We start from the raw sequence: 19902 nt of genomic DNA, 5'->3' as shown, positions 1-19902 counted from the left end.
GGAGTGCTCATTGCCGAGCGGTCACCGTCAGCTTCCGTAGCCGACGATGCCCTTGATCTCGAGGAAATCGTGGATGCCCCAGTCGGCATATTCGCGACCGTTGCCCGATTGCTTGTAACCGCCGAAGGGCGCCATCGTGTCCCAGTCCGGGTAATTGAGATAGACGGAGCCCGCCCGCATCCGCGCCGCAACCCGCCGCGCATGCGCGATATCGGTCGACTGCACATAAGCCGCCAGACCATAGACGGTATCGTTGGCGATCTCGATCGCCTGCTCCTCGGTCTCGTAAGGCAGGATCGACAGAACCGGCCCGAAGATCTCCTCGCGCGCGATCGTCATGTCCGGCGTGACATGGCCGAAGATGGTCGGGCGGACATAGTAGCCGCGGTTGAGATTTTCCGGTCGGCCAGGCCCGCCGGTGACCAGCAGGGCGCCCTCTTCGATCCCGACCTCGATCAGCCGCTGGATCTTGTTGAACTGCACATCGCTGACGACAGGGCCAAGAACGGTGTCCTCGGCCTGGGGATCGCCGACCTTGAAGGTTTCGGCCGCTTCACGCGCAATCAGAAGCGCCTCGTCATGCCATTCGGCCGGCACCAGCATGCGGGTCGGCGCATCGCAGGATTGGCCGGAATTGCCGAAGCAACCTTCGACGCCCTTGCGCACCGCCGTTTCCAGATCGGCATCGGGCAGGATGATATTGGCCGACTTGCCACCGAGTTCCTGCGCCACGCGCTTGACCGTATCCGCCGCCGTCTTGGCAACGATGATGCCGGCCCGGGTCGAGCCGGTGAACGACACCATGTCGACATCCGGATGCCCCGCCATCACCTGGCCGACATCCGGACCACGCCCCTGGACGAGGTTGAACACGCCCTTCGGCGTGCCGGCCGCTTCCATCACTTCGGCGACGATGACGCCGGAGATCGGCGCGATTTCGGACGGCTTCAGCACGACCGTGCAGCCGGCAGCAATGGCAGGCGCCACCTTGCAGACGATCTGGTTGAGCGGCCAGTTCCACGGCGTGATCAGCGCGCACACACCGATCGGTTCGCGCACGATCATGGTGGTGCCGCGCAGTTCGGAAAATTCGAAGCGCTCGAAGGCGGCGATGGTCGCTTCCAGATGCGCCCGGCCGGCCCATGCCTGGGCATCGCGGGCAAAGGCGATCGGCGCGCCCATTTCACGGCTGACCGCCTGGGCAATATCCTCGTAGCGCTCGTTATAGACATCAAGGATGCGCTTGAGCAGCGCCAGCCGCTCCGCAGGCTCGGTCACCGAAAAGGTCGAAAAGGCAGCTTTTGCAGCCGCAACCGCCCGGTCGACGTCGCCTTTGCTGCCGACCGAGATCTGCGTATAGGCCTCCTCCGTCGAGGGATCGATGATATCCAGCACGGCCGGCACCATTGGATCGACCCATGCGCCGTCGATAAAGAATTTCAGGGAGTTGGACATCATGCCTCCAAGGCCTGCGAAAATTGACGGATCACTATTGGCCACACTGGACGGGACTTCAAGCGACAGAACACCGGAACGCCACCAATCCCCAACCACCGCGAGGGGTCAGCGCTCGAACCGGTCCAGCATGCGATACCAGGCGACATGCGCGGCCACTCCGATCCGCCGGAAACGATGAAACGGGATCGGGGAGATCGGCGTGAGCGGGAAAGGCAGGACGGCGGCGTCACCCGTTGCCGCATAGGCGGCCAGGCACGGACCGAGCGCCGTCATCAGCCCGATACCCCTGCCCTGGCAGCCAGCGACCATGAGCAGGCCCGGCTCCGGCTCGTGCAGATGCGGCAGATAATCAGGCGTCATGGCGACCCGTCCAAACCAGCGATGTGTGATCGGCGTTCCCTGCAGCTTGGGAAACAGCCGCAACATGGCGTGCTCCAGATGGAGCCAATCGGCGGCGGACTGCGGTTCGCGCATCGGCCCTCGCCCGCCCATCACCAGCCGCCCATCGGGACTTCGGCGGTAGTAGACGAGAATGCGCCGGCTGTCAGAGACCGGCTGCCCGCCCGGCAACACCTGATCGAGGAGTTCTGCCGGCAGCGGCGCGGTGGCAATCTGAAAGGAGTGCAGCCAGACGAGGCTCCGGGCCAAGCCGGGAATGAGCCCATCGGAATAGGCATTGGTCGCGACGAGCACTTTTTTGGCAAGCAGCGTTCGCCCCCGATCGGTGGAGGCCGCCCACAGCGCGTCTCTCGACTGCAGCCGTGTCACCGCCTCGTCAAGCAGCAATCCGGCCCCGCAACGGGTCGCCAGCCGTGCCAGCTCGACCACCAGCGCCAGCGGATTGACCATGCCGGCGCGGCGATCCAGCCAGCCGCCGCAATAGCCACTCGCCCCGGTCAGCAGTGAAATCTCTGCCTCATTGAGCAGCATCACATCGGCGCCGCGCTGGCGCCACTCGCGGTGCCGCTGCACGGCGGCCTGCATGGCGGTGCGCGTATGCGCCGCCTGGATCCAGCCATCGCGCTGATACTCGACCGGCAGCCCCTCCGAACGGATCAGGTCGAAAACGGCATCGGCCGTACCGGCAGAGAAGTCGGCCAGCCGCTGACCAGCCTCGTCTCCAAGGATCTGACACAGCGTCTCGGGATTATGTTTGAGACCGGGAATGACCTGTCCGCCATTCAAGCCGGATGCGCCCTCGCCCAGCCCCCGCGCTTCGATCACCTGGACTTTCAAGCCCTGTCGTGCCGCGTGATAGGCCGCTGACAACCCCTGATAGCCGGCGCCGATCACGAGCAGATCCACCTGCCCGTCGATCAATGCTTGCGACACCACATCAGCAGGCCGGCGCCAAACTGGCGAACCCGGCAAAGGGGAGAGCATGTAGAAAAACCTGAAATGAGATCAAACGTATCGTCTGATCTTGACGAATGCTGTGTCAAAATCCACCAACGTCAGGCTGTAAATATATCTGACAGTAAAATGGATATGTTTTGCAATCGTATATTTCAGCAATACTAATTAAGCGCTTTCCGATGTCGGATTTTCAGGCAACTGCCACTCGATGGCGCTTCTGCCCTGTTGAACGAGGTAATCATTCGCCTGTGAAAAATGCCGGCAACCGAAGAAACCATTATGCGCCGACAATGGCGAGGGATGCGGCGCCTTCAGCACCAGATGCCGCGACCGGTCGACGAAAGCCGCTTTCTTCTGCGCATAGGAACCCCAGAGCATGAAGACGACATGCTCACAATCCTCGTTGACCGCGCGGATCACCGCATCGGTGAACTGCTCCCAGCCCTGCCCCTGATGGGAGGCCGCCCGCGCCTCTTCCACCGTCAGCACGCTGTTGAGCAGCAACACGCCCTGGCGCGCCCAGTGCTCGAGGAAGCCGTGCCGCGCAGGCGCAATTCCGAGATCGCTCTGCAGCTCCTTGTAGATGTTCACCAGCGACGGCGGAATGCGCACGCCGGGCTGCACACTGAAGCAGAGCCCATGCGCCTGTCCTGCCCCATGATAGGGATCCTGGCCGAGGATCACCACGCGGACCTCATCGAGCGGCGTCAGGTCGAGCGCGCGGAAATACTCGGGCCCTTTCGGGAAGATATGTTTGCCGGCCGCCTTCTCACGCTGCAGAAACGCCTTGAGATCGCGCATATAGGGCCGTGTGAACTCCGCCCCCAGCACGGACTTCCAGCTGTCCTCGAGCCTGACTTGCGCCTCCGCCATTGCTGCCGCTCCCTCTTCTCGCTTACATGATCCAGACGATAGAGGACCCGTGACCGGGTCTGTCAACCTCAAGCCGAACGGAGCACACAAGAGAACCGTGACGCCCTTTTTCAGACTATGGCAACGCCACCGCATCCTGACGTCAGCCTTTGTGGCGGCGATGGCGCTGGCGCTCTTTTTTGCCGGACGAACGATCTTCTTCGTTGCCTATTGGAGCGACCCGGTTCGCCAGGACCTGCCGCCGGCCCCCTGGATGACGATCGGCTACGTCGCCCATTCCTGGCATGTGCCGGTCGAAAACCTCGCCCGCGGCCTCGACCTGCCGCCCCCGCCAAAGGATGGCCCGCGACCATCGCTGGAGCGACTGGCCAAGCAACGCGGCCAGAGCTTCGAAGCGTTCAAGGCCGAGATCGAGGCCTCACTCGCAGACCTGCGCCGTCAGGGCCTGACGAAATGACCCTGACCGAGACGCTGCTTGCGGCCCTTCCATCCTATGGGCTCTCGCTGCTCGGCATCATCGTATGCGTGAGCTGCCTCGGCGCGCCGCTGCCCGCCTCGGTCGTCATGATGCTGATGGGCGCCCTTGCAGCCGCCGGCGACTTCACGCTTTGGATCGTCATTGTCGTGGCGCTGGCCTCTGCCGTAGCGGGTGACCAGCTTGGCTATATCATCGGGCGCACCGCCGGCCGACGGCTGGTGCCGCTGGTCGCGCGCAATCCGTCGCGCCGCAAGGCGATCGAGCGGGCGGAACGGGAAATGGAAGAACGCGGCAATGTCGCGGTCTTTCTCACGCGCTGGCTGCTTTCACCCCTTGGTCCCTATCTCAACCTGATGGCCGGGGCCTCCGGCTTTTCCTGGCCGCGCTTCACGCTGGCGGGCCTGCTTGGAGAGACGGTCTGGGTTGGCCTCTATACAGGGCTTGGCGCAACCTTCAGCGAAAGCGTCACGCAGATGGCCGAGATCAGTGGCAATATCAGCGGCTTTCTGGGCGCCGGCGCTATTGCCGCATTCCTCGGCTTCAAGCTCCAGCAAGCCATGCGCAGCAAGGATTGAATGCCTGGACGGGCCCGAAAACGGGCCTTCGCCGAACTGTCACACAGCGATGTTATCCGGGGGAGAATATCCGGAGACTCGCCATGACATTTCTGATCTGGTTTGCCGCGATCGCCCTACTCGTCCAGCTCGCAAGCATCGCGTTTGTCATTGCGACCAGGATGCTCCACCGGAGAGGCGCGCATCGGCCGATCTCTAAGCCGCCGGTCACGCTCGTCCGGCCGATCTGCGGGCTCGAGAACAATCTGGAGCGCTGCCTTGCCTCGTCCTTCCGGCTTGACTGGCCGTCTTACGAGCTTCTCTTCTGTGTTGCGCGGGCGGACGACCCGGCAGCGGCGCTGGCCCAGCGGCTGATGGCGGAGAACCCGCATATTCCCGCGCGCCTGCTGGTCGGCGAGGACCTGTTCAGCGTCAATCCGAAAATGAACAACGTCGTCAAGGGCTGGCGGAATGCCCGGCATGACTGGGTCGTCATGACCGACAGCAATGTGCTGATGCCACCGGACACCATTGCCCGCATGATGGCGCGCTGGGACGACAAGACCGGTCTCGTCTGCTCGCCGCCGGCGGGAACGGAGCCGACGAATTTCGGCGCCATGCTTGAAAGCACCTGGCTCGACAGCTTCCAGGCCCGCTGGCAGCTCTTTGCCGATGCGGCCGGCTTCGGCTTCGCCCAGGGCAAGTCGATGCTGTTCAATCGACACCTCATCACCGAACTCGGCGGCTTCGAACGCCTCGGTGAAGAGGTCGCGGAGGATGCCGCAGCCACGATCCTGATCCGCAATGCCGGCTTGAAGGTCCGGCTGGTGCGCGAGCCTTTCCCGCAGCCACTCGGCAATCGTGACATCGCCGCCGTATGGAAGCGCCAGTTGCGCTGGGCCCGCCTGCGCCGCGCCTCCTTCCCGCTCTATTTCCTGCCCGAGGTCTTCACCGGCGCCACGCTGCCCATGGCTGCCATGGTGGCGCTTGCACTCAACGGCAATCTTCCGGCCTGGACGCCGCTCGCCTATCTCATGGCCTGGTACGGTGCCGAGGTCGCGCTGGCACGGGCCTATGACTGGCCGACAGGCTGGCGCATGCTTCCCGCCATGTTCGCCCGTGATCTCCTGTTGCCGGCCCTCTTCGTGTCAGCCTGGTTCGGCAGCGGGTTCGAATGGCGCGGCAATGCGATGACCGTTGCCGATAACGACAATGGGCGCACGACCCGCATCCGCCAGGCGGTCGCTCGCACGCGCGACAAGGCCCGCGAAAAGGCCCGTGCGCTGGTTGCCGCCCGCAGCCTCTGAACCTCCGTCATCAAAAAAGCGGGCAGGACCGCATCACGATCGCTGCCCGCAAGAGGGAGGTTGTCTTGCCGGTCAGATGGTGCCTTGGCTCATCTGCTCGGCGATGTAATCCGCCTGTCGGATCGCAAGAGAAACGATCGTCAGGGTCGGATTCTCGGCTGCCCCGGTGGTGAACTGGCTGCCATCGGAGACGAAGAGATTGGCGATGTCGTGGGTCTGGCCGTGTTTGTTGACCACGCCGTCCTGCGCCTTCTCGCTCATGCGGTTGGTCCCGAGATTGTGCGTCGACGGATAGGGTGGCGTCGGGAAGGCACGATGTGCGCCGACCGCCTCGTAAAGCGCGACACCCTGTTTGTAGGCATGATTGCGCATCGCCTCGTCGTTGGGATGGTCGGTAAACCAGACGTCGGGGATCGGCATGCCATACTTGTCCTTCAGTTCACCATGCAGCTTCACCGCATTCTGCTCCTGCGGCATGTCTTCGCCGACGATCCAGAGGCCCGCCATGTTGGCATAATTGTCGAGCGCAGACGTGAACGACCGACCCCAGCCGCCCGGATCGAGGAAGGCCGCCATGAAGGGCAGGCCCAGCGACAGCGTTTCGAACTCGTAGCCGCCGACGAAACCACGTGACGGATCGTGCCGCGCTTCGTCTCTGATAATCCCGGCCATGGTGGTGCCGCGATACATGTGAACCGGCTTGTCGAACACGGCATAGACCGAGCCGGTCGTGTGGCGCATGTAGTTCTTGCCGACCTGACCGGACGAATTGGCAAGCCCGTCCGGGAATTTCGACGAGGCGGAATTGAGCAGCAGCCGCGGGCTTTCGATCGAGTTGCCGGCGACGCAGATGATGCGGGCCTTCTGGCTTTGCAGCTTGCCGTCCTTGTCGGCATAAACGACGGCGGTCACCTTGCCCGACGCGTCATGCTCGATCTTGACCACATGCGAATTCGGCCGCACCTCCAGTTTGCCGGTCGCCTCGCCCTTCGGGATTTCCGTATAGAGCGTCGACCACTTGGCGCCCCACTTGCAGCCCTGGAAGCAGAAGCCGGTCTGCTGACAGCTCATGCGGTCGTCGCGGTCGGCGGAATTGATCGCCATATTGCCGGTGTGACATTCCTTGTAACCCAGCTTGTCAGCCCCGGCCTTCAAGACCTTGAAGTTGTTGTTGCCGGGCAGACCTTCGATCCCGTTGGTGCGGGTCACGCCCATCTTGTCCTCGGCCTTGGCGTAGTAGGGCTCGAGATCGGCAAGCGTGATCGGCCAGTCGAGCAGGTTGGCGCCTTCGACCTTGCCGTAATGGGTCAGCGTCTTGAATTCGTGCTCCTGGAAGCGCAGCGAGGCGCCCGCCCAGTGGGTGGTGGTGCCGCCGACAGCCTTCACGATCCAGGCCGGCAGGTTGGGAAAGTCCTTGGAGACGCGCCAGCCGCCGCCGGTGGTGCGATGGTCGAGCCAGGCGAGCTGGGCAAAACTGTCCCATTCGTCATTGATGAAGTCTTCGTGCTCGATGCGCGCACCGGCTTCGAGCACGACCACGTCGATGCCCTTCTGGGCAAGTTCGTTGGCAAGCGTGCCGCCGCCTGCACCGGAACCGATGATGACGACCACGCTGTCGTCGTTGAGATCATAGGGCGCTGCCATGTTTTCCTCCCGGGAAATCGGTCATAGGGGTAAACGCCGCCGGTCCCATCCGCGATGGGCCTCCTTCCGGCGACGATGAATGCGTGTCTTGGGGTGAACTCAGAGCCAGGTGATGTCGTCGAACCCGCGCTGGATGTAGCCGCCCTTGGAATAGGACTCGCCCTCGTAGCCGAAGATCGGCCAGATCTCCTTCTGGTTATAGAGGCTGACCACGAGGTCGCCCCGCACCGCCTGGAAGAAGGGCGTCGTCTCGATATCCCGCAGGATCGCCACGCGATCATCCTCCCAGCCCAGGCCGCGATAGCCGCCTGCACCCGCACGCTTGTCGAGATCGGCGATGCCCTCTTCGATCAGCACCTTGTGCTTCTCCTCCTTGGCCGCCATCGTGTCCTGGCCCTTGACGGCCGCCGCATAGAAGCGGTCGGCGAGCTGGTCGTGCGGATAGATGTCACGCGCCATCTTGATGAGCGTCGCGAGCGTATCCGGCTTCAGCGCGGTGGCTTCCAGGCCCCAGGCCTGCTCGGGACAGATCACCGCCGTGCCGGTGACCATCAGCACGGCGCCGGCCGCACCCGTCTTCAGAAGCTGGCGGCGCGACATGCCGCCTGTCTTGTCGAGTATCGTAACCACGTCATTCTCCTCCCATGAAATGATGCGCGACGGCCAGCCGCCGTCGCCGAAGGCTGGCGCGAAACCGCGCCCGCCGGCTGCAGGATTGTGGGACCGGGAGCTCCTCTTCCCCCGGTCGCACGATCATTTGTAGCGTCCGTGCCGCTGCAGGACCTCGATCTTGTATCCGTCCGGATCGGTGATGAAGAAAAAGCGCGCGAGCAGAGCGCCGTCCCGGTTGAACTCGACAATCTTGTTCGGGTTCAAGCCGAGATCGGTCAGCCGCTGATGCTCGGCATCGAGATCCGAGACGCTCAAGGCGAGATGGCCATAGCCGTTGCCGAGATCATAGGCCTCCTCGCGACCCTTGTTGACCGTCAGCTCCAGCTCGAATTCGCTCTCCGAATTGCTGAGATAGATCAGGGTAAAGGTTTCGAAATCGAGACGGTCCGCGATCTCCAGCCCGAAGGCTTTCGTGTAGAAGGCGAGCGACCGCTCTTCTTCCAGAACGCGGATCATTGAATGGATCATTTTCGCCAATGGGCTGCTCCTCGCATGCTGACAAATTTCATGCAGGAAGAATGTCCCGATTTGGCATCTGGATGGTAGCAGCCCATTACCGCAGCCGATTTTTTCCCGGTCCGCCCGGCGCCATTCTTCGCATCCAAGCGAGGCAGTTTAGCGAAGAGCGAAATTGACCACGGCAGCGGCTGGCAACATAATGCGAAAAAAGACCGAAGAACGATAAATCAGGGAGGAGCATGCCATGTGTGAAGTCTTTGCAGGACAGGACCCGGCCCGCTACCGCGCGGTCAACCGCTCCGTCCGCATCGGAGGCCACTCGACCAGCATCCAGCTGGAAGCGGCCTTCTGGGTGCTGATCGACGAAATCGCCGCGAGCCAGAATTTCTCGACATCCCGCTTTCTCTCGACGCTCTACGATGAGGCACTGGAGATCAACGGCTCTGTCTCGAACTTCGCGTCGCTTTTGCGCACCAGCTGTCTGATCTATCTGATGAGCAAGGCTGAGCATCCGGGCGAACCGCAGCAGTTCCACATCATCGCCGCCGAGTAAGCCGATAAAAAAAGGGCGGCCCGACTGATGCAGGGCCGCCCTTCAGTTCCGATTACCGTCCTGGCTGGACGATTATTCGGCCGCCTGCAGCACGGGCTGCGCCTGCGGCATGTCGGCCTCCTCCAGCACCTTGCCGCCGAGCGCGGCATGGAACAGCGTCTCGTCGAGTTCGCCTTCCCACCGGGCGACGACGACGGTCGCGACCGCATTGCCGATGAAGTTGGTGATCGCGCGGCATTCCGACATGAAGCGGTCGATGCCGAGGATCAGCGCCATGCCGGCGACCGGCACGGAGGGAACGACCGAAAGGGTTGCGGCGAGCGTGATGAAGCCGGCCCCGGTGATGCCGGCCGCCCCCTTCGAGCTCAGCATGGCAACCGCCAGAAGCAGGATCTGCTCGCCGAGCGACAGCTGAATGCCAGTGGCCTGGGCGATGAACAGCGCCGCAAGCGTCATGTAGATATTGGTGCCGTCGAGGTTGAAGGAATAGCCGGTCGGGATAACGAGGCCGACGACCGAGCGCTTGCAGCCGGCCTTTTCCATCTTGCTCATCAGACCCGGAAGCGCTGCTTCCGACGAGGACGTGCCGAGGACGAGCAGCAGCTCTTCCTTGATGTAGCGGATCAGCGCCAGGATCGAGAAGCCGTTGTAGCGTGCGACGGCACCGAGGACCACGGCGATGAACAGGAAGGATGTGAGGTAGAAGGTGCCGATCAGCATGGCGAGGCTGGTGACCGAGCCGATGCCGTATTTGCCGATGGTAAACGCCATGGCGCCGAAGGCACCGATCGGGGCGGCCTTCATCAGGATGGCGACCAGCTTGAAGACAGGCGCGATGACGGCCTGCAGGAAGTCCGTGACCGGCTTGCCGCGTTCACCGACCAGCGCCAGCGAAATGCCGAAGAGCACCGAGAAGAACAGAACCTGCAGGATGTCGCCATCCGCAAACGCACCGACGATGGTCGTCGGGATGATGTTCATCAGGAAGCCGATGATGGTCGAGTCATGCGCCTTTTCGGTATAGGTCGCGACGGCCTTCGCATCGAGGGTGGCAGGATCGATATGCATGCCGGCACCCGGCTGCACGACGTTCGCCACGATCAGGCCGATGATGAGGGCGAGTGTCGAAAATGTCAGGAAGTAGATCATCGCCTTGCCGGCGACACGACCAACCTTCTTCATGTCGCTCATGCCGGCAATGCCGGTGGCGACCGTCAGGAAGATGACCGGCGCGATGATCATCTTGACGAGCTTGATGAAGGCATCGCCCAGCGGCTTCAACTGCGCGCCGATCTCAGGATAGAAATGGCCGAGCAGGATGCCGGCGGCGATCGCCGCGAGAACCTGGACATAGAGATGTTTGTAGAAGGGCTGACGGCCCACGGGTGTATGCCCTGCGGTATCGATCTGCATGATGTCCTCCATGGTCGCCCTGACGGAACAAGTTCCGGCCTCCCGGGCGGTTGCTGAATTGAACGGCAGCCAATGCCGCCTACAAATCCTTCAGCAAGGCGCGTGCCACTTCGAACGAAGTCGAATAACACTATGTTTTAAAATAATTTTTGCGATATCTCGACAAAATGCATTCAGTGGAATGAGCGAAATTCCACACAAAACCCTTGGAAAATTGTGCGAAGTATCGCACTCTTAACCCCTCAAGAAACAGGGGCAGCGAATTCCTGTCATGCAGCCACGTCACTGGATCATCTTTATTCTCATATCCGGCGCCATGCTGCTCGCAGGCGTCTATTTCGGGGAAGAGACATTCCGCCAATCCGCCGTCACCCGCTTGGCGGAGGAAACGAAGACGGATGCGGAACTGAAGCGCGCGCTGCTTCTCGCCGTGCTCGACCGCTCGCGCAGTCTGCCGCTGGTGCTGTCGGAGGATCCGGATCTTGCCCGCACGCTGACAGGCGAAAACCCGACCGACATCGCGCGGTTGAACGGAAAGCTGCAGCGTCTGGCCGAAAACACGCATGCCTCTGCGATCTATGTCATTCGCGGCGACGGCATGGCCATTGCCGCCAGTAACTGGAACCGCCCGGACAGCTTCGTCGGCAGCAATTATGGGTTCCGTGATTATTTCAGCAAGGCCTTCGCCACCGGCAGCGCCGAGCAATATGCACTCGGCAGCGTCAGCCGGCGGCCCGGCCTTTATCTGTCACGCCGGATCGCGTCAAACTCAGGCGCTCCACTTGGCGTCGTTGTCATCAAGGTCGAGTTCGAAGAACTCGAGGAAAGCTGGCGTCGGTCCGGCAAGCGAACCTTCGTCACCGACAGCCACGGCATCGTGCTGATCACCGGCGTACCCGCCTGGCGCTTCCTGACACTCTTCGACATTCCGCCCCGAGAGCTGAGCCAGATCCGCGACAGCCTCCAGTTCGGCGAAGCGCCACTGACGCCGATCCCCATCTGGAAGCTGCAGGCGTTTGACGGCGACATGATGGTGGCGACGGACACGGGTGCCGAAGCAGGCGCACCCCATCAGACTCATTTTGCCACCACCCTGGCGGTGCCCGGAACCAGCTGGGCCTTGCATGTACTGGCACCCGCGACGGAAGCGCTGGACTCCGGCGCCTGGGAAGGCCGACTGGTCGTGATCAGCATCGGCCTGCCCCTCATCGCCGCCGCCGCCGGGCTCCTTTATCTCAGCGGGCGCGCCGCCCGCCGCCGCGCCGCAGAGCAGGCCGCCCTTGCCGAACTCGAACGCCAGGTGGGCCGCAGGACACTGGAACTGACCGAAGCCCGCGACCGGCTCCAGGCGGAAATTGCCGAGCACAGGGCGACAGACATCCGATTGCAGGGCGTGCAGCAGGACCTGGTCCAGGCCAACCGGCTGGCGATCCTCGGCCAGGTGGCGGCCGGAGTGGCGCACGAGATCAACCAGCCGGTAGCAACGATCCGCGCCTATGCCGACAATGCGAAATCCTTTCTCGATCGGGGCAATGCAGAAACCGCGAAGGACAATCTCGGCTTGATCTCCGATCTCACCGACCGGATCGGTGCCATCACCGGCGAATTGAAGGGCCTTGCTCGCAAAGGGCGGCAAACGCCCGAACCGGTCGGGGTGAAAGCCGCAATCGACGGCGCACTCTTTCTGCTGAAGAGCCGCTTTGCCGGCAGCTTCGATCGCCTGACGATCGGCGACATCCCCCAGGATGTCACCGTTTTCGGCCAACGCATCCGTCTCGAGCAGGTGCTGATCAATCTCCTGCAGAACGCTTTGGAAGCAATCGAGGGGCAGGAGAAGGCCACCATCAGCATCGGCCTGGCACGCCTTTCCCCCGACGAAGTGGACCTGACGGTGAGCGACACCGGCCCCGGCCTGCCGGACCGCGTGCGCGACAACCTCTTCATTCCCTTCACCACGTCCAAGGAAGGTGGCCTCGGGCTCGGCCTCGTGATCGCCCGCGACATCGTCACGGAATATGGCGGCCGGCTTGCGGTCGACACCGGGCCGATGGGAACGACCTTCACGATTACCCTGAAGAGGGCTTCGACATGAGCATCGAGATCATCCTTGTCGACGACGATCAGGCGCTGCGCCGGGCCACGCGCCAGACCCTCGAACTTGCAGGTTATGTCGTCAGCGATTTCGCCGCCGCTCCGCAGGCGCTTACGCAGCTGTCGCGGGAAAGCGAGGCCGTCGTCGTCACCGATATCCGCATGGCCGGCATGGACGGGCTCGAACTTTTCGCCCGCATCCGTGCCCTCGATCCGGATCTGCCCGTCCTGTTGATCACCGGCCACGGCGATGTCGACATGGCCGTCAAGGCGCTGCACGACGGCGCCTACGATTTCATTGCGAAACCCTTCCCCGCCGACCGCCTCGTCCAGAGCGTGGCGCGCGCGGCGGAAAAGCGCCGGCTGGTGATGGAAAACCGGCGCCTGCGCGAGGCCGCAAGCACGACGCCGGACGACCTGCCTCTCATCGGCCAGACGCCCGCCATGGAGCATCTGCGCCAGACATTGCGACAGATCGCCGACACCGACGTCGACGTGCTGATCGCCGGCGAAACCGGCAGCGGCAAGGAGGTGGTGGCGACGCTCCTCCATCGCTGGAGCAGACGATCCAAGGGCAACTTCGTCGCGCTCAATTGCGGCGCCCTGCCGGAAACCGTGATCGAGAGCGAACTCTTCGGCCACGAACCGGGCGCTTTCACCGGCGCCCAGAAGAAACGCGTCGGCCGCATCGAGCATGCGAGCGGCGGCACCTTGTTTCTCGACGAGATCGAGAGCATGCCTTTGCCAACCCAGGTGAAGATGCTCCGGGTTCTCGAAATGCGCGAGGTGAGCCCGCTCGGCACCAACGACATACGCCCTGTCGATCTGCGTGTCGTCGCCGCCGCCAAACTCGATCTCGGAAACCCGGCCGAGCGCGGCGAGTTTCGCGAGGATCTCTATTATCGGCTGAACGTGGTGACGGTCTCGATCCCTCCGCTGCGCGAGCGCCGGGCCGATATTCCCGTGCTCTTTGCCCATTTTGCCGCCCGAGCCGCCGAACGCTTCCGCCGCGACATTCCGGCCATCACCAATGACGTGCACCGCCACCTGGAGACCCACGACTGGCCGGGCAATGTGCGCGAGCTCTCCCACTACGCCGAACGCGTTGTGCTCGGCATCACGCCGCCACCGAAGCCGTCATCGGGTTCGCCGACCGCGGGTCTCAGCCTGCCCGAGCAGATGGAGCGGCATGAGGCCGAACTTATCCGCGCGGCCTTGAGAGAAAACAGCGGCGACGTGCGTTCGACGCTCGAGGCCCTCGGCATTCCGCGCAAGACCTTCTACGACAAGCTCCAGCGCCACGGCATCAACCGGGCAGACTATCAGTAACCGGTCGAACCCGAGGAAGCGCCGTCCTTTGACGCCACATCCGGATTGCGCATCTGTGCCGCCATGGCCGCAGCCGCATTGGCCAGAAGCCACGTATCCGTGCCATTCGCCATGAAACGCACGCCAGCGCGGCGGGCAAGCGCGATCATTTCGGGGTCGCCGGTCATGATGCCCGCCGGCTTGCCGGCAGCCTTGATCTTGCCGATCAGCATCTCGACCGTTTCCATCACCTCCGGCACGATCGCCTTGCCGCCATACCCCATGTCGGCAGAAAGATCGGCAGGACCGATCAGGATCGCATCGACACCTTCCGTGGCGACAATGGCGTCGACATTCTCGACACCGAGCCGGCTTTCGATTTGCCCAATCAGGCAGACCTGATCATCCGCCGTCTCGGCATAGTCGGCAATCCGGCCGAAATTCGAGGCGCGCCCCAGGCTCGCGCCCATGCCTCTGATACCGAAGGGCGGATAACGCAGCGCCTTGGCCAGAAGCGTGGCCTGCTCCGCCGTTTCGACCATCGGGATCATCAGCGTCTGCGCCCCGATATCGAGCGCCTGCTTGATCAGCCAGGGCTCGCCGACCGGCAGCCGCACCACCGGATGGGCCGCGTGACGGGTCACGGCGGCAAGCTGGGCCGCGATCAGCGGAATGTCGTTCGGTCCATGTTCGGCATCGATGAGGATCCAGTCGAAGCCGGCCCCGGCGCAGATTTCCGCCGAATGCGGATTGGCGAGCGCCACCCAGAGCCCGGTCAGGAGACCGGTGTCTTCGCGCAGCGCTTTTTTGAAGAGGTTGACGGGGGCGGGCATGCATCTTCTCCTGGGGCAATTGCGATCCGGCGGCTTGGCCGGAGACCACAAGCTATCCCCGGAAGCGAAGTGGATCGCAAGTCTCGTTCTCCGTCTTCGGTACGCCCGCGACATTGAACCTCTGGGGTCCGCCGTGATAGGGGCAGCGCAAACCCCAAGCGCAGGAATTGCCCCATGCTCCCCTGGATCCAGCTCGACACGGCCAAGATACCCGGCGGCGGCGAATTGCGCCTGAAACAACGCGGCACGGAATTTTCCATCATGCTCGGCACCAACGAGTTGATGAACAGCCGGCTGAGCGGTTCCGAGGAGGCGCTCGCCACCCTCGCTTTCGAGCGGATCAAGGAGCACAAGCGCCCGCACATCCTGATCGGCGGCCTCGGCATGGGTTTTACGCTGCGCGCCGCCCTCGCCGTCCTGCCTCAGGATGCGAAAGTCACCGTCGCCGAACTCGTGCCCGCCGTCGTCGACTGGGCGCGCGGACCGATGGCCGAGATCTATGAAGGCTGCCTCGATGATCCGCGCGTGAGCATGCATGTCGGCGATGTCGGCGCGCTCATCGCCAAATCCAAAGGTGTCTTCGACGCCATCCTGCTCGATGTCGACAACGGCCCCGACGGCCTCACCCGCGAAGAGAACGACGGCCTCTATTCCCATGACGGGATTCGCAAATCCAAGGCGGCTCTCACCCGCAGCGGCGTGCTCGGCGTCTGGTCACAGGGTCCGGACCCGCGCTTCACGCGCCGCTTGAAGGATTGCGGCTATGGCGTGGAAGAGATTCCGGTCCGGGCCGGGAAAACCGGACGCGGCAAGAAACATGTGATCTGGATGGCGAAGGCGTGAGGTTCGGGCTTTTCATTTGCCCCCTCCCAAACCCTCCCCACAAGGGGGAGGGCTTAACCAAGACGCACCGCTTCGGCTGCACCAACACCCCCCTCTGTCACTGCGTGACATCTCCCCCACAAGGGGGGAGAGCGGGGCGTCGCGTCTGCCGCGACCACTACGTCGCCAAACGGAGGCGCAAGGCTAGCGGCTCATCCAGTCTCCCCCCTTGTGGGGGAGATGCCCGGCAGGGCAGAGGGGGGCTTTCACGGCACTCGACAGCGCTAAAATCTCACCCCCAAAGCCCAGCCGGCGGCACCCCCATGATCGCCCCATCATAGCCGATCGCTGGCTCCCGATCCCGCGCCAGAAGCAGCGGACCATCGAGATCGACAAAGGCCGCCCCCTGGCCGATCAGGAAGGCTGGCGCCATGGCGAGCGACGAACCGACCATGCAGCCGACCATGATTTCGAAACCGGCCCTGACCGCCGCATCGCGCATCAGAAGCGCTTCGGTCAGCCCGCCCGTCTTGTCGAGCTTGATGTTGACGGCGTCATATTTGCCCTTGAGCGAGGCGAGCGACGCCGTGTCGTGGCAGCTCTCATCGGCGCAAACGGGCAGGACACGATCGAGGCCGAGAAGCGCCTCATCGGCACCGGCCGGAAACGGCTGCTCGACCAGCGTCACCCCGAGATCGACAAACACAGGCGCCAGCGCCTTGTATTGTTCCAGGCTCCAGCCCTCATTGGCATCGACGATGATCGTCGACCTCGGCGCGCCCGCCCTGACAGCCCGGATGCGCTCCACATCCCCCTCGCCGCCCAGCTTGACCTTCAGCAGCGGTCGGGTCGCCTCTTTCTCCGCCGCCGCGCGCATGCTCTCGGGGCTTCCAAGCGACAGCGTATAGGTGACGGACAGGGGGTTCGGCTCTTGTAACTTCAGAAGTTGCCAGACAGGCTTGCCCGCCCGCTTCGCCTCCAGATCCCAGAAGGCGCAATCAAGCGCATTGCGCGCCGCCCCCGGCTTCAACCGGCTCTGCAAGCCCACCCGGTCCAACCCCTGGGCCAGCTCGGGCACCAGCGCGGTCAGCACCGCGATAACGCTCTCCACCGTCTCGCCGTAGCGCGCATAGGGCACACATTCGCCCTGCCCCACATGCACCCCATCCGTCAGCCGCACCGTCACCACCTTGGCCTCGGTCTTCGAGCCACGCGAGATGGTAAAGGTGCCAGCGATCGGAAAACTCTCCGGCGTCACGGTCATCTGGATCGGCATGGACGAAACCTCCGGTGGCTGGGCGAACGGGGCTGGAAGGCCAGCGAATCGCTCCCCTTGCATGAACAGGCAATCCTTTCTATATCCGTCAACTATCGGACCGGTACCGGCAGCGGGTCAAAAAACCCTGCAAAGCCTCACCCAGATCCCCACGCATTGCGGGCTGAACGGTCGCATGAAGCACAGAGACGAAGCCCGTGAACACGCTGGATTTTGACAAGAGACCGGAAGATACGCGCGTCGTCGTCGCCATGTCGGGCGGCGTGGATTCGTCCGTCGTCGCCGGCATCCTGAAGCGCGAGGGTTATGACGTCCTCGGCATCACGCTGCAGCTCTATGACCATGGCGCCGCCGTCCACCGCGCCGGCTCCTGCTGCGCCGGCCAGGACATCGACGATGCCCGCCGCGTCTGCGAAACGCTCGGCATTCCCCATTACGTGCTGGACTACGAACAGCGTTTTCGCGACACCGTGATCAACCCGTTCATGGAAAGCTATGTCGCCGGCGAAACGCCGATCCCCTGCGTGGCCTGCAACCAGACGGTCAAGTTCGCCGACCTGCTCGCGACCGCTAGGGAACTCGGTGCCGATGCGCTGGCGACCGGCCATTACATCCGCTCGAAGTCCGTGCCGCTGGCCAACGACCCCGGCCACCGCGCCCTCTTCCGCCCGATCGATAGCGAACGCGACCAGAGCTACTTCCTGTTTGCCACCACGCAGGAGCAGATCGACTATCTGCGCTTCCCGCTCGGCGCCATGTCGAAGGCCGAGACCCGCAAGCTTGCCGAAGACATGGGCCTCGTCGTTGCCCAGAAGGCCGACAGCCAGGACATCTGTTTCGTGCCCCAGGGCAAATATGCCGACGTGATCAACAAGCTGAAGCCGAATGCAGCGCTTGCCGGTGACATCGTGCATCTCGACGGCCGCATACTCGGCAGCCACGACGGCATCCTGCATTACACGATCGGCCAGCGGAAGGGATTGGGCGTCGCCACCGGCGAGCCGCTCTATGTCATCTATCTCGACGCCCGATCGCGCCGCGTCATCGTCGGCCCGAAGGAAGCGCTGGAAACCCACCGCGTCTATCTGCGCGACATCAACTGGCTGGGCGACCGAACGCTGGCGGAAGACGCGGCAGACGGCATGCCCTGCTTCGCCAAGGTGCGCTCCACCCGCCCGCCGACACCGGCCGTCCTCCATGCCGACGAACGCGGCGTCTATGTCGATCTCGAAATCGGCGAAGCCGGTGTGGCCCCCGGCCAGGCCTGCGTGCTCTATTCGGCACCGGGCGCCGACGCCCGCGTCTATGGCGGCGGTTTCATCGAACGCTCGGAACGTTCGGGCACGGCGGAAGCCTCGTTGAAGGCGCTTCTGGCAAGCCCGGTGGCGGCATAAACGGCGGGATTCAGCGACGGTGGAAAGCGCAATCGTTTTTGCTTTCAACGCGCTTGACTTTGATCGGACCCTCGCCTTATAAGCCGCCCATCGCTTCGGACGGCGATGGCCTCAAGGCCCAGATGTCCGATGTGTGGCGGGGTAGCTCAGGTGGTTAGAGCGTGGGATTCATAACCCCAAGGTCGGCGGTTCAAGTCCGCCCCCCGCTACCAAAATTCAAGTGTTGTCCATTCCTGACACATAGGTAACATGTCGTACCTAAAACATGGGTGACAACCTCGTGCCGAACGGGTTGTAGGTGCCACATCTTCGGTCCTATTTGAAGCTTGTATCGCAGACATCTGTTACCCGAGCGACATAAGGGTTCCGGTTGGGCATGTGTGAAACCACGCCCGCCTCAAGACACGGCTTGATTGAAGGCAGAAATTCCTGCACGCTACCTTAAATGAACCAGACAGAGGTAGCGATGAAAGTTTGGCTGGCAGCCATTTTAATAGCGCCGCTTATAGTCGCCTTGTTCTTGGCCACACGGTTTTTTGCCGAGATCGAAGACTACCGGGCCATTGATTGGTTATCGATTACTGGGACTGTTTTCGGATATTATGGAGTGGTATTTTCAGCCTACGCCGCATTGGGTGTCAGGGAGATATCAAACCGATACTTCGCAAAAATGCGCCTGCCTGAGATTAGGAAGCAGGTGGAATCCCTTGCCTCTCGACTGAGCATCTTGGCTGAATCGACTACGGACAAAGCAGTCTCCGACAGAATATTCTCAGAGATTACTGTAACATTGGAATCACTGAAAAAAATCGACGGATATCGGCGCTCAAAGTTGATTGACCAGAGCCTGACGCACACATCAAAAGTGCTGACTTGGGTGCAGTCAAACCGGAGCACCCCTCTGAAAGTCACACTTTGCGATGATTTGTGGCCGCTATATGCCAATTTGAACACAATGAATTCACAGATTATGACGGCGATAGAGGAAGAGAGAGCTAGGTAAGATGGTGTACTCTAACAGCGACTGGATTCAGGCGATCGCCAAACTCACCGAATGGACTTCACGGGGAAAGGTAACTTGGAACTCGACGGAAGATTATGCCAACGAGGACAGCGAAAGCGTCAAAAAAGCGTTCGAGTCCGTGGTAGGTTCGAACCGCTACGTTGTTAAAGAGGTAAGCAGGCAGGAATTTTACGACTCAGGTCCATCCGACTTCTACTGGCAAGGACCGTACTATTCATTCGAAGTATACCAGAAGATCCACAATTCACTTGAATACACCCACATTGCTACCGCACCAACAGGGTTGCCAGTAGTTAGAGATCTGTTCAAAAAAGTCGTATCCGCATTCGCCTTTCAAAATGGGGCACTGGATGAACTTCTGAAACAAGATGTCTTTGACTAGAAGCG

The 19902-nt window shown here is 62.4% G+C and carries 19 protein-coding genes and 1 tRNA gene; 11 read left to right on the top strand and 9 right to left on the bottom strand.

Annotated elements, in window-relative coordinates; translation table 11 throughout:
• Nucleotides 1-27: 27 nt before the first annotated feature.
• The 3 genes from DFO46_RS03145 to ung all read right to left on the bottom strand — a co-directional run bounded on the left by DFO46_RS03145 (nt 28) and on the right by ung (nt 3687).
• Nucleotides 28-1455: an aldehyde dehydrogenase family protein gene (locus DFO46_RS03145; RefSeq protein ID WP_110791809.1), complete on the bottom strand. Its 1428-nt coding sequence runs from the start codon at nt 1453-1455 to the stop codon at nt 28-30.
• Between the two features lie 108 nt (nt 1456-1563).
• Nucleotides 1564-2790: an FAD-dependent oxidoreductase gene (locus tag DFO46_RS03140; RefSeq protein WP_245422501.1), complete on the bottom strand. Its 1227-nt coding sequence runs from the start codon at nt 2788-2790 to the stop codon at nt 1564-1566.
• 189 nt (nt 2791-2979) lie between these two features.
• Entirely contained in the window at nt 2980-3687 is a 708-nt protein-coding gene (gene ung / locus DFO46_RS03135) for a uracil-DNA glycosylase (protein ID WP_120276300.1), read from the bottom strand.
• Between the two features lie 97 nt (nt 3688-3784).
• Here ung and DFO46_RS23835 point away from each other — a divergent pair, with 97 nt between their 5' ends.
• The 3 genes from DFO46_RS23835 (at nt 3785) to DFO46_RS03125 (ending at nt 6026) form a co-directional block, all read left to right on the top strand.
• Nucleotides 3785-4144: a hypothetical protein gene (locus DFO46_RS23835; RefSeq protein WP_165826220.1), complete on the top strand. Its 360-nt coding sequence runs from the start codon at nt 3785-3787 to the stop codon at nt 4142-4144.
• Nucleotides 4141-4740, top strand: coding sequence for a DedA family protein (locus DFO46_RS23830; RefSeq protein ID WP_183041830.1), 600 nt, complete (start codon nt 4141-4143; stop codon nt 4738-4740). Before DFO46_RS23835 ends, DFO46_RS23830 begins: the two co-directional genes overlap by 4 nt.
• An 83-nt stretch (nt 4741-4823) precedes the next feature.
• Entirely contained in the window at nt 4824-6026 is a 1203-nt protein-coding gene (locus DFO46_RS03125; RefSeq protein ID WP_120276298.1) for a ceramide glucosyltransferase, read from the top strand.
• A 72-nt stretch (nt 6027-6098) separates the two neighbouring features.
• On the opposite strand, the gene DFO46_RS03120 is transcribed toward DFO46_RS03125, so the two are convergent.
• From DFO46_RS03120 to DFO46_RS03110, 3 genes are all read right to left on the bottom strand, one after another.
• Complete coding sequence (locus DFO46_RS03120; protein WP_110791801.1) at nt 6099-7670, bottom strand: GMC family oxidoreductase; 1572 nt, start codon at nt 7668-7670, stop codon at nt 6099-6101.
• A 99-nt stretch (nt 7671-7769) separates the two neighbouring features.
• Entirely contained in the window at nt 7770-8300 is a 531-nt protein-coding gene (locus DFO46_RS03115) for a twin-arginine translocation signal domain-containing protein (RefSeq protein WP_120276297.1), read from the bottom strand.
• A gap of 123 nt (nt 8301-8423) precedes the next feature.
• Nucleotides 8424-8819: a VOC family protein gene (locus DFO46_RS03110; protein ID WP_110791798.1), complete on the bottom strand. Its 396-nt coding sequence runs from the start codon at nt 8817-8819 to the stop codon at nt 8424-8426.
• A 226-nt stretch (nt 8820-9045) separates the two neighbouring features.
• On the opposite strand from DFO46_RS03110, the gene DFO46_RS03105 reads away from it, so the two are divergent.
• Nucleotides 9046-9354 carry a ribbon-helix-helix domain-containing protein gene (locus DFO46_RS03105; protein WP_110791796.1) on the top strand — a complete coding sequence of 103 codons (309 nt, stop codon included), beginning with the start codon at nt 9046-9048 and terminating at the stop codon, nt 9352-9354.
• Nucleotides 9355-9426: 72 nt separating this feature from the next.
• Here the strand turns inward: DFO46_RS03105 and DFO46_RS03100 are convergent, their stop codons facing one another.
• A complete protein-coding gene (locus tag DFO46_RS03100) occupies nt 9427-10767 on the bottom strand; it encodes a dicarboxylate/amino acid:cation symporter (protein WP_110792175.1) in 1341 nt (446 codons plus the stop codon).
• A gap of 271 nt (nt 10768-11038) precedes the next feature.
• Between DFO46_RS03100 and DFO46_RS03095 the strand changes: the two genes are divergently transcribed.
• On the top strand, nt 11039-12859 hold the full coding sequence (locus DFO46_RS03095; RefSeq protein WP_245422500.1) for an ATP-binding protein: 1821 nt from the start codon (nt 11039-11041) through the stop codon (nt 12857-12859).
• A complete protein-coding gene (locus DFO46_RS03090) occupies nt 12856-14187 on the top strand; it encodes a sigma-54 dependent transcriptional regulator (protein ID WP_120276296.1) in 1332 nt (443 codons plus the stop codon). The genes DFO46_RS03095 and DFO46_RS03090 overlap by 4 nt, the downstream gene beginning before the upstream one ends.
• On the opposite strand, the gene DFO46_RS03085 is transcribed toward DFO46_RS03090, so the two are convergent.
• The gene (locus DFO46_RS03085) at nt 14181-14999 is read right to left on the bottom strand and encodes an HpcH/HpaI aldolase/citrate lyase family protein (RefSeq protein WP_120276295.1); all 819 of its coding nucleotides are present in this window, start codon (nt 14997-14999) and stop codon (nt 14181-14183) included. The two genes, DFO46_RS03090 and DFO46_RS03085, sit on opposite strands and share 7 nt — an antisense overlap.
• A gap of 174 nt (nt 15000-15173) precedes the next feature.
• Between DFO46_RS03085 and DFO46_RS03080 the strand changes: the two genes are divergently transcribed.
• Entirely contained in the window at nt 15174-15842 is a 669-nt protein-coding gene (locus DFO46_RS03080) for a hypothetical protein (protein ID WP_120276294.1), read from the top strand.
• A gap of 271 nt (nt 15843-16113) precedes the next feature.
• Here DFO46_RS03080 and dgcA read toward each other — a convergent pair whose 3' ends face one another.
• Nucleotides 16114-17097, bottom strand: a complete 984-nt coding sequence (gene dgcA, locus DFO46_RS03070) for an N-acetyl-D-Glu racemase DgcA (protein ID WP_183041829.1) — start codon at nt 17095-17097, stop codon at nt 16114-16116.
• Between the two features lie 197 nt (nt 17098-17294).
• On the opposite strand from dgcA, the gene mnmA reads away from it, so the two are divergent.
• The 4 genes from mnmA (at nt 17295) to DFO46_RS03050 (ending at nt 19897) form a co-directional block, all read left to right on the top strand.
• Nucleotides 17295-18491: a tRNA 2-thiouridine(34) synthase MnmA gene (mnmA, locus tag DFO46_RS03065; protein WP_120276293.1), complete on the top strand. Its 1197-nt coding sequence runs from the start codon at nt 17295-17297 to the stop codon at nt 18489-18491.
• 135 nt (nt 18492-18626) lie between these two features.
• A tRNA-Met gene (locus DFO46_RS03060) sits at nt 18627-18703 on the top strand.
• Nucleotides 18704-18936: 233 nt separating this feature from the next.
• Entirely contained in the window at nt 18937-19494 is a 558-nt protein-coding gene (locus DFO46_RS03055; RefSeq protein ID WP_120276292.1) for a hypothetical protein, read from the top strand.
• Between the two features lies 1 nt (nt 19495).
• Nucleotides 19496-19897 carry a hypothetical protein gene (locus DFO46_RS03050; protein ID WP_120276291.1) on the top strand — a complete coding sequence of 134 codons (402 nt, stop codon included), beginning with the start codon at nt 19496-19498 and terminating at the stop codon, nt 19895-19897.
• Nucleotides 19898-19902: the final 5 nt, after the last annotated feature.

Origin of the sequence: Rhizobium sp. AG855 (genome assembly GCF_003610655.1) — a bacterium.
GTDB classification, from domain to species: domain Bacteria; phylum Pseudomonadota; class Alphaproteobacteria; order Rhizobiales; family Rhizobiaceae; genus Allorhizobium; species Allorhizobium wuzhouense.
The sequence above is the reverse complement of the archived record's forward strand: the minus strand, read 5'-3'. Positions and strand labels throughout refer to the sequence as shown.

Bases quoted from the DNA above. Each gene is read 5' to 3' on its own strand.
- DFO46_RS03145 (WP_110791809.1), bottom strand. From the start codon at position 1,455: ATGTCCAACTCCCTGAAATTCTTTATCGACGGCGCATGGGTCGATCCA.
- ung (WP_120276300.1), bottom strand. From the start codon at position 3,687: ATGGCGGAGGCGCAAGTCAGGCTCGAGGACAGCTGGAAGTCCGTGCTG.
- DFO46_RS23830 (WP_183041830.1), top strand. From the start codon at position 4,141: ATGACCCTGACCGAGACGCTGCTTGCGGCCCTTCCATCCTATGGGCTC.
- DFO46_RS03125 (WP_120276298.1), top strand. From the start codon at position 4,824: ATGACATTTCTGATCTGGTTTGCCGCGATCGCCCTACTCGTCCAGCTC.
- DFO46_RS03120 (WP_110791801.1), bottom strand. From the start codon at position 7,670: ATGGCAGCGCCCTATGATCTCAACGACGACAGCGTGGTCGTCATCATC.
- DFO46_RS03105 (WP_110791796.1), top strand. From the start codon at position 9,046: ATGTGTGAAGTCTTTGCAGGACAGGACCCGGCCCGCTACCGCGCGGTC.
- DFO46_RS03100 (WP_110792175.1), bottom strand. From the start codon at position 10,767: ATGCAGATCGATACCGCAGGGCATACACCCGTGGGCCGTCAGCCCTTC.
- DFO46_RS03095 (WP_245422500.1), top strand. From the start codon at position 11,039: ATGCAGCCACGTCACTGGATCATCTTTATTCTCATATCCGGCGCCATG.
- DFO46_RS03090 (WP_120276296.1), top strand. From the start codon at position 12,856: ATGAGCATCGAGATCATCCTTGTCGACGACGATCAGGCGCTGCGCCGG.
- DFO46_RS03085 (WP_120276295.1), bottom strand. From the start codon at position 14,999: ATGCCCGCCCCCGTCAACCTCTTCAAAAAAGCGCTGCGCGAAGACACC.
- DFO46_RS03080 (WP_120276294.1), top strand. From the start codon at position 15,174: ATGCTCCCCTGGATCCAGCTCGACACGGCCAAGATACCCGGCGGCGGC.
- dgcA (WP_183041829.1), bottom strand. From the start codon at position 17,097: ATGCCGATCCAGATGACCGTGACGCCGGAGAGTTTTCCGATCGCTGGC.
- DFO46_RS03055 (WP_120276292.1), top strand. From the start codon at position 18,937: ATGAACCAGACAGAGGTAGCGATGAAAGTTTGGCTGGCAGCCATTTTA.
- DFO46_RS03050 (WP_120276291.1), top strand. From the start codon at position 19,496: ATGGTGTACTCTAACAGCGACTGGATTCAGGCGATCGCCAAACTCACC.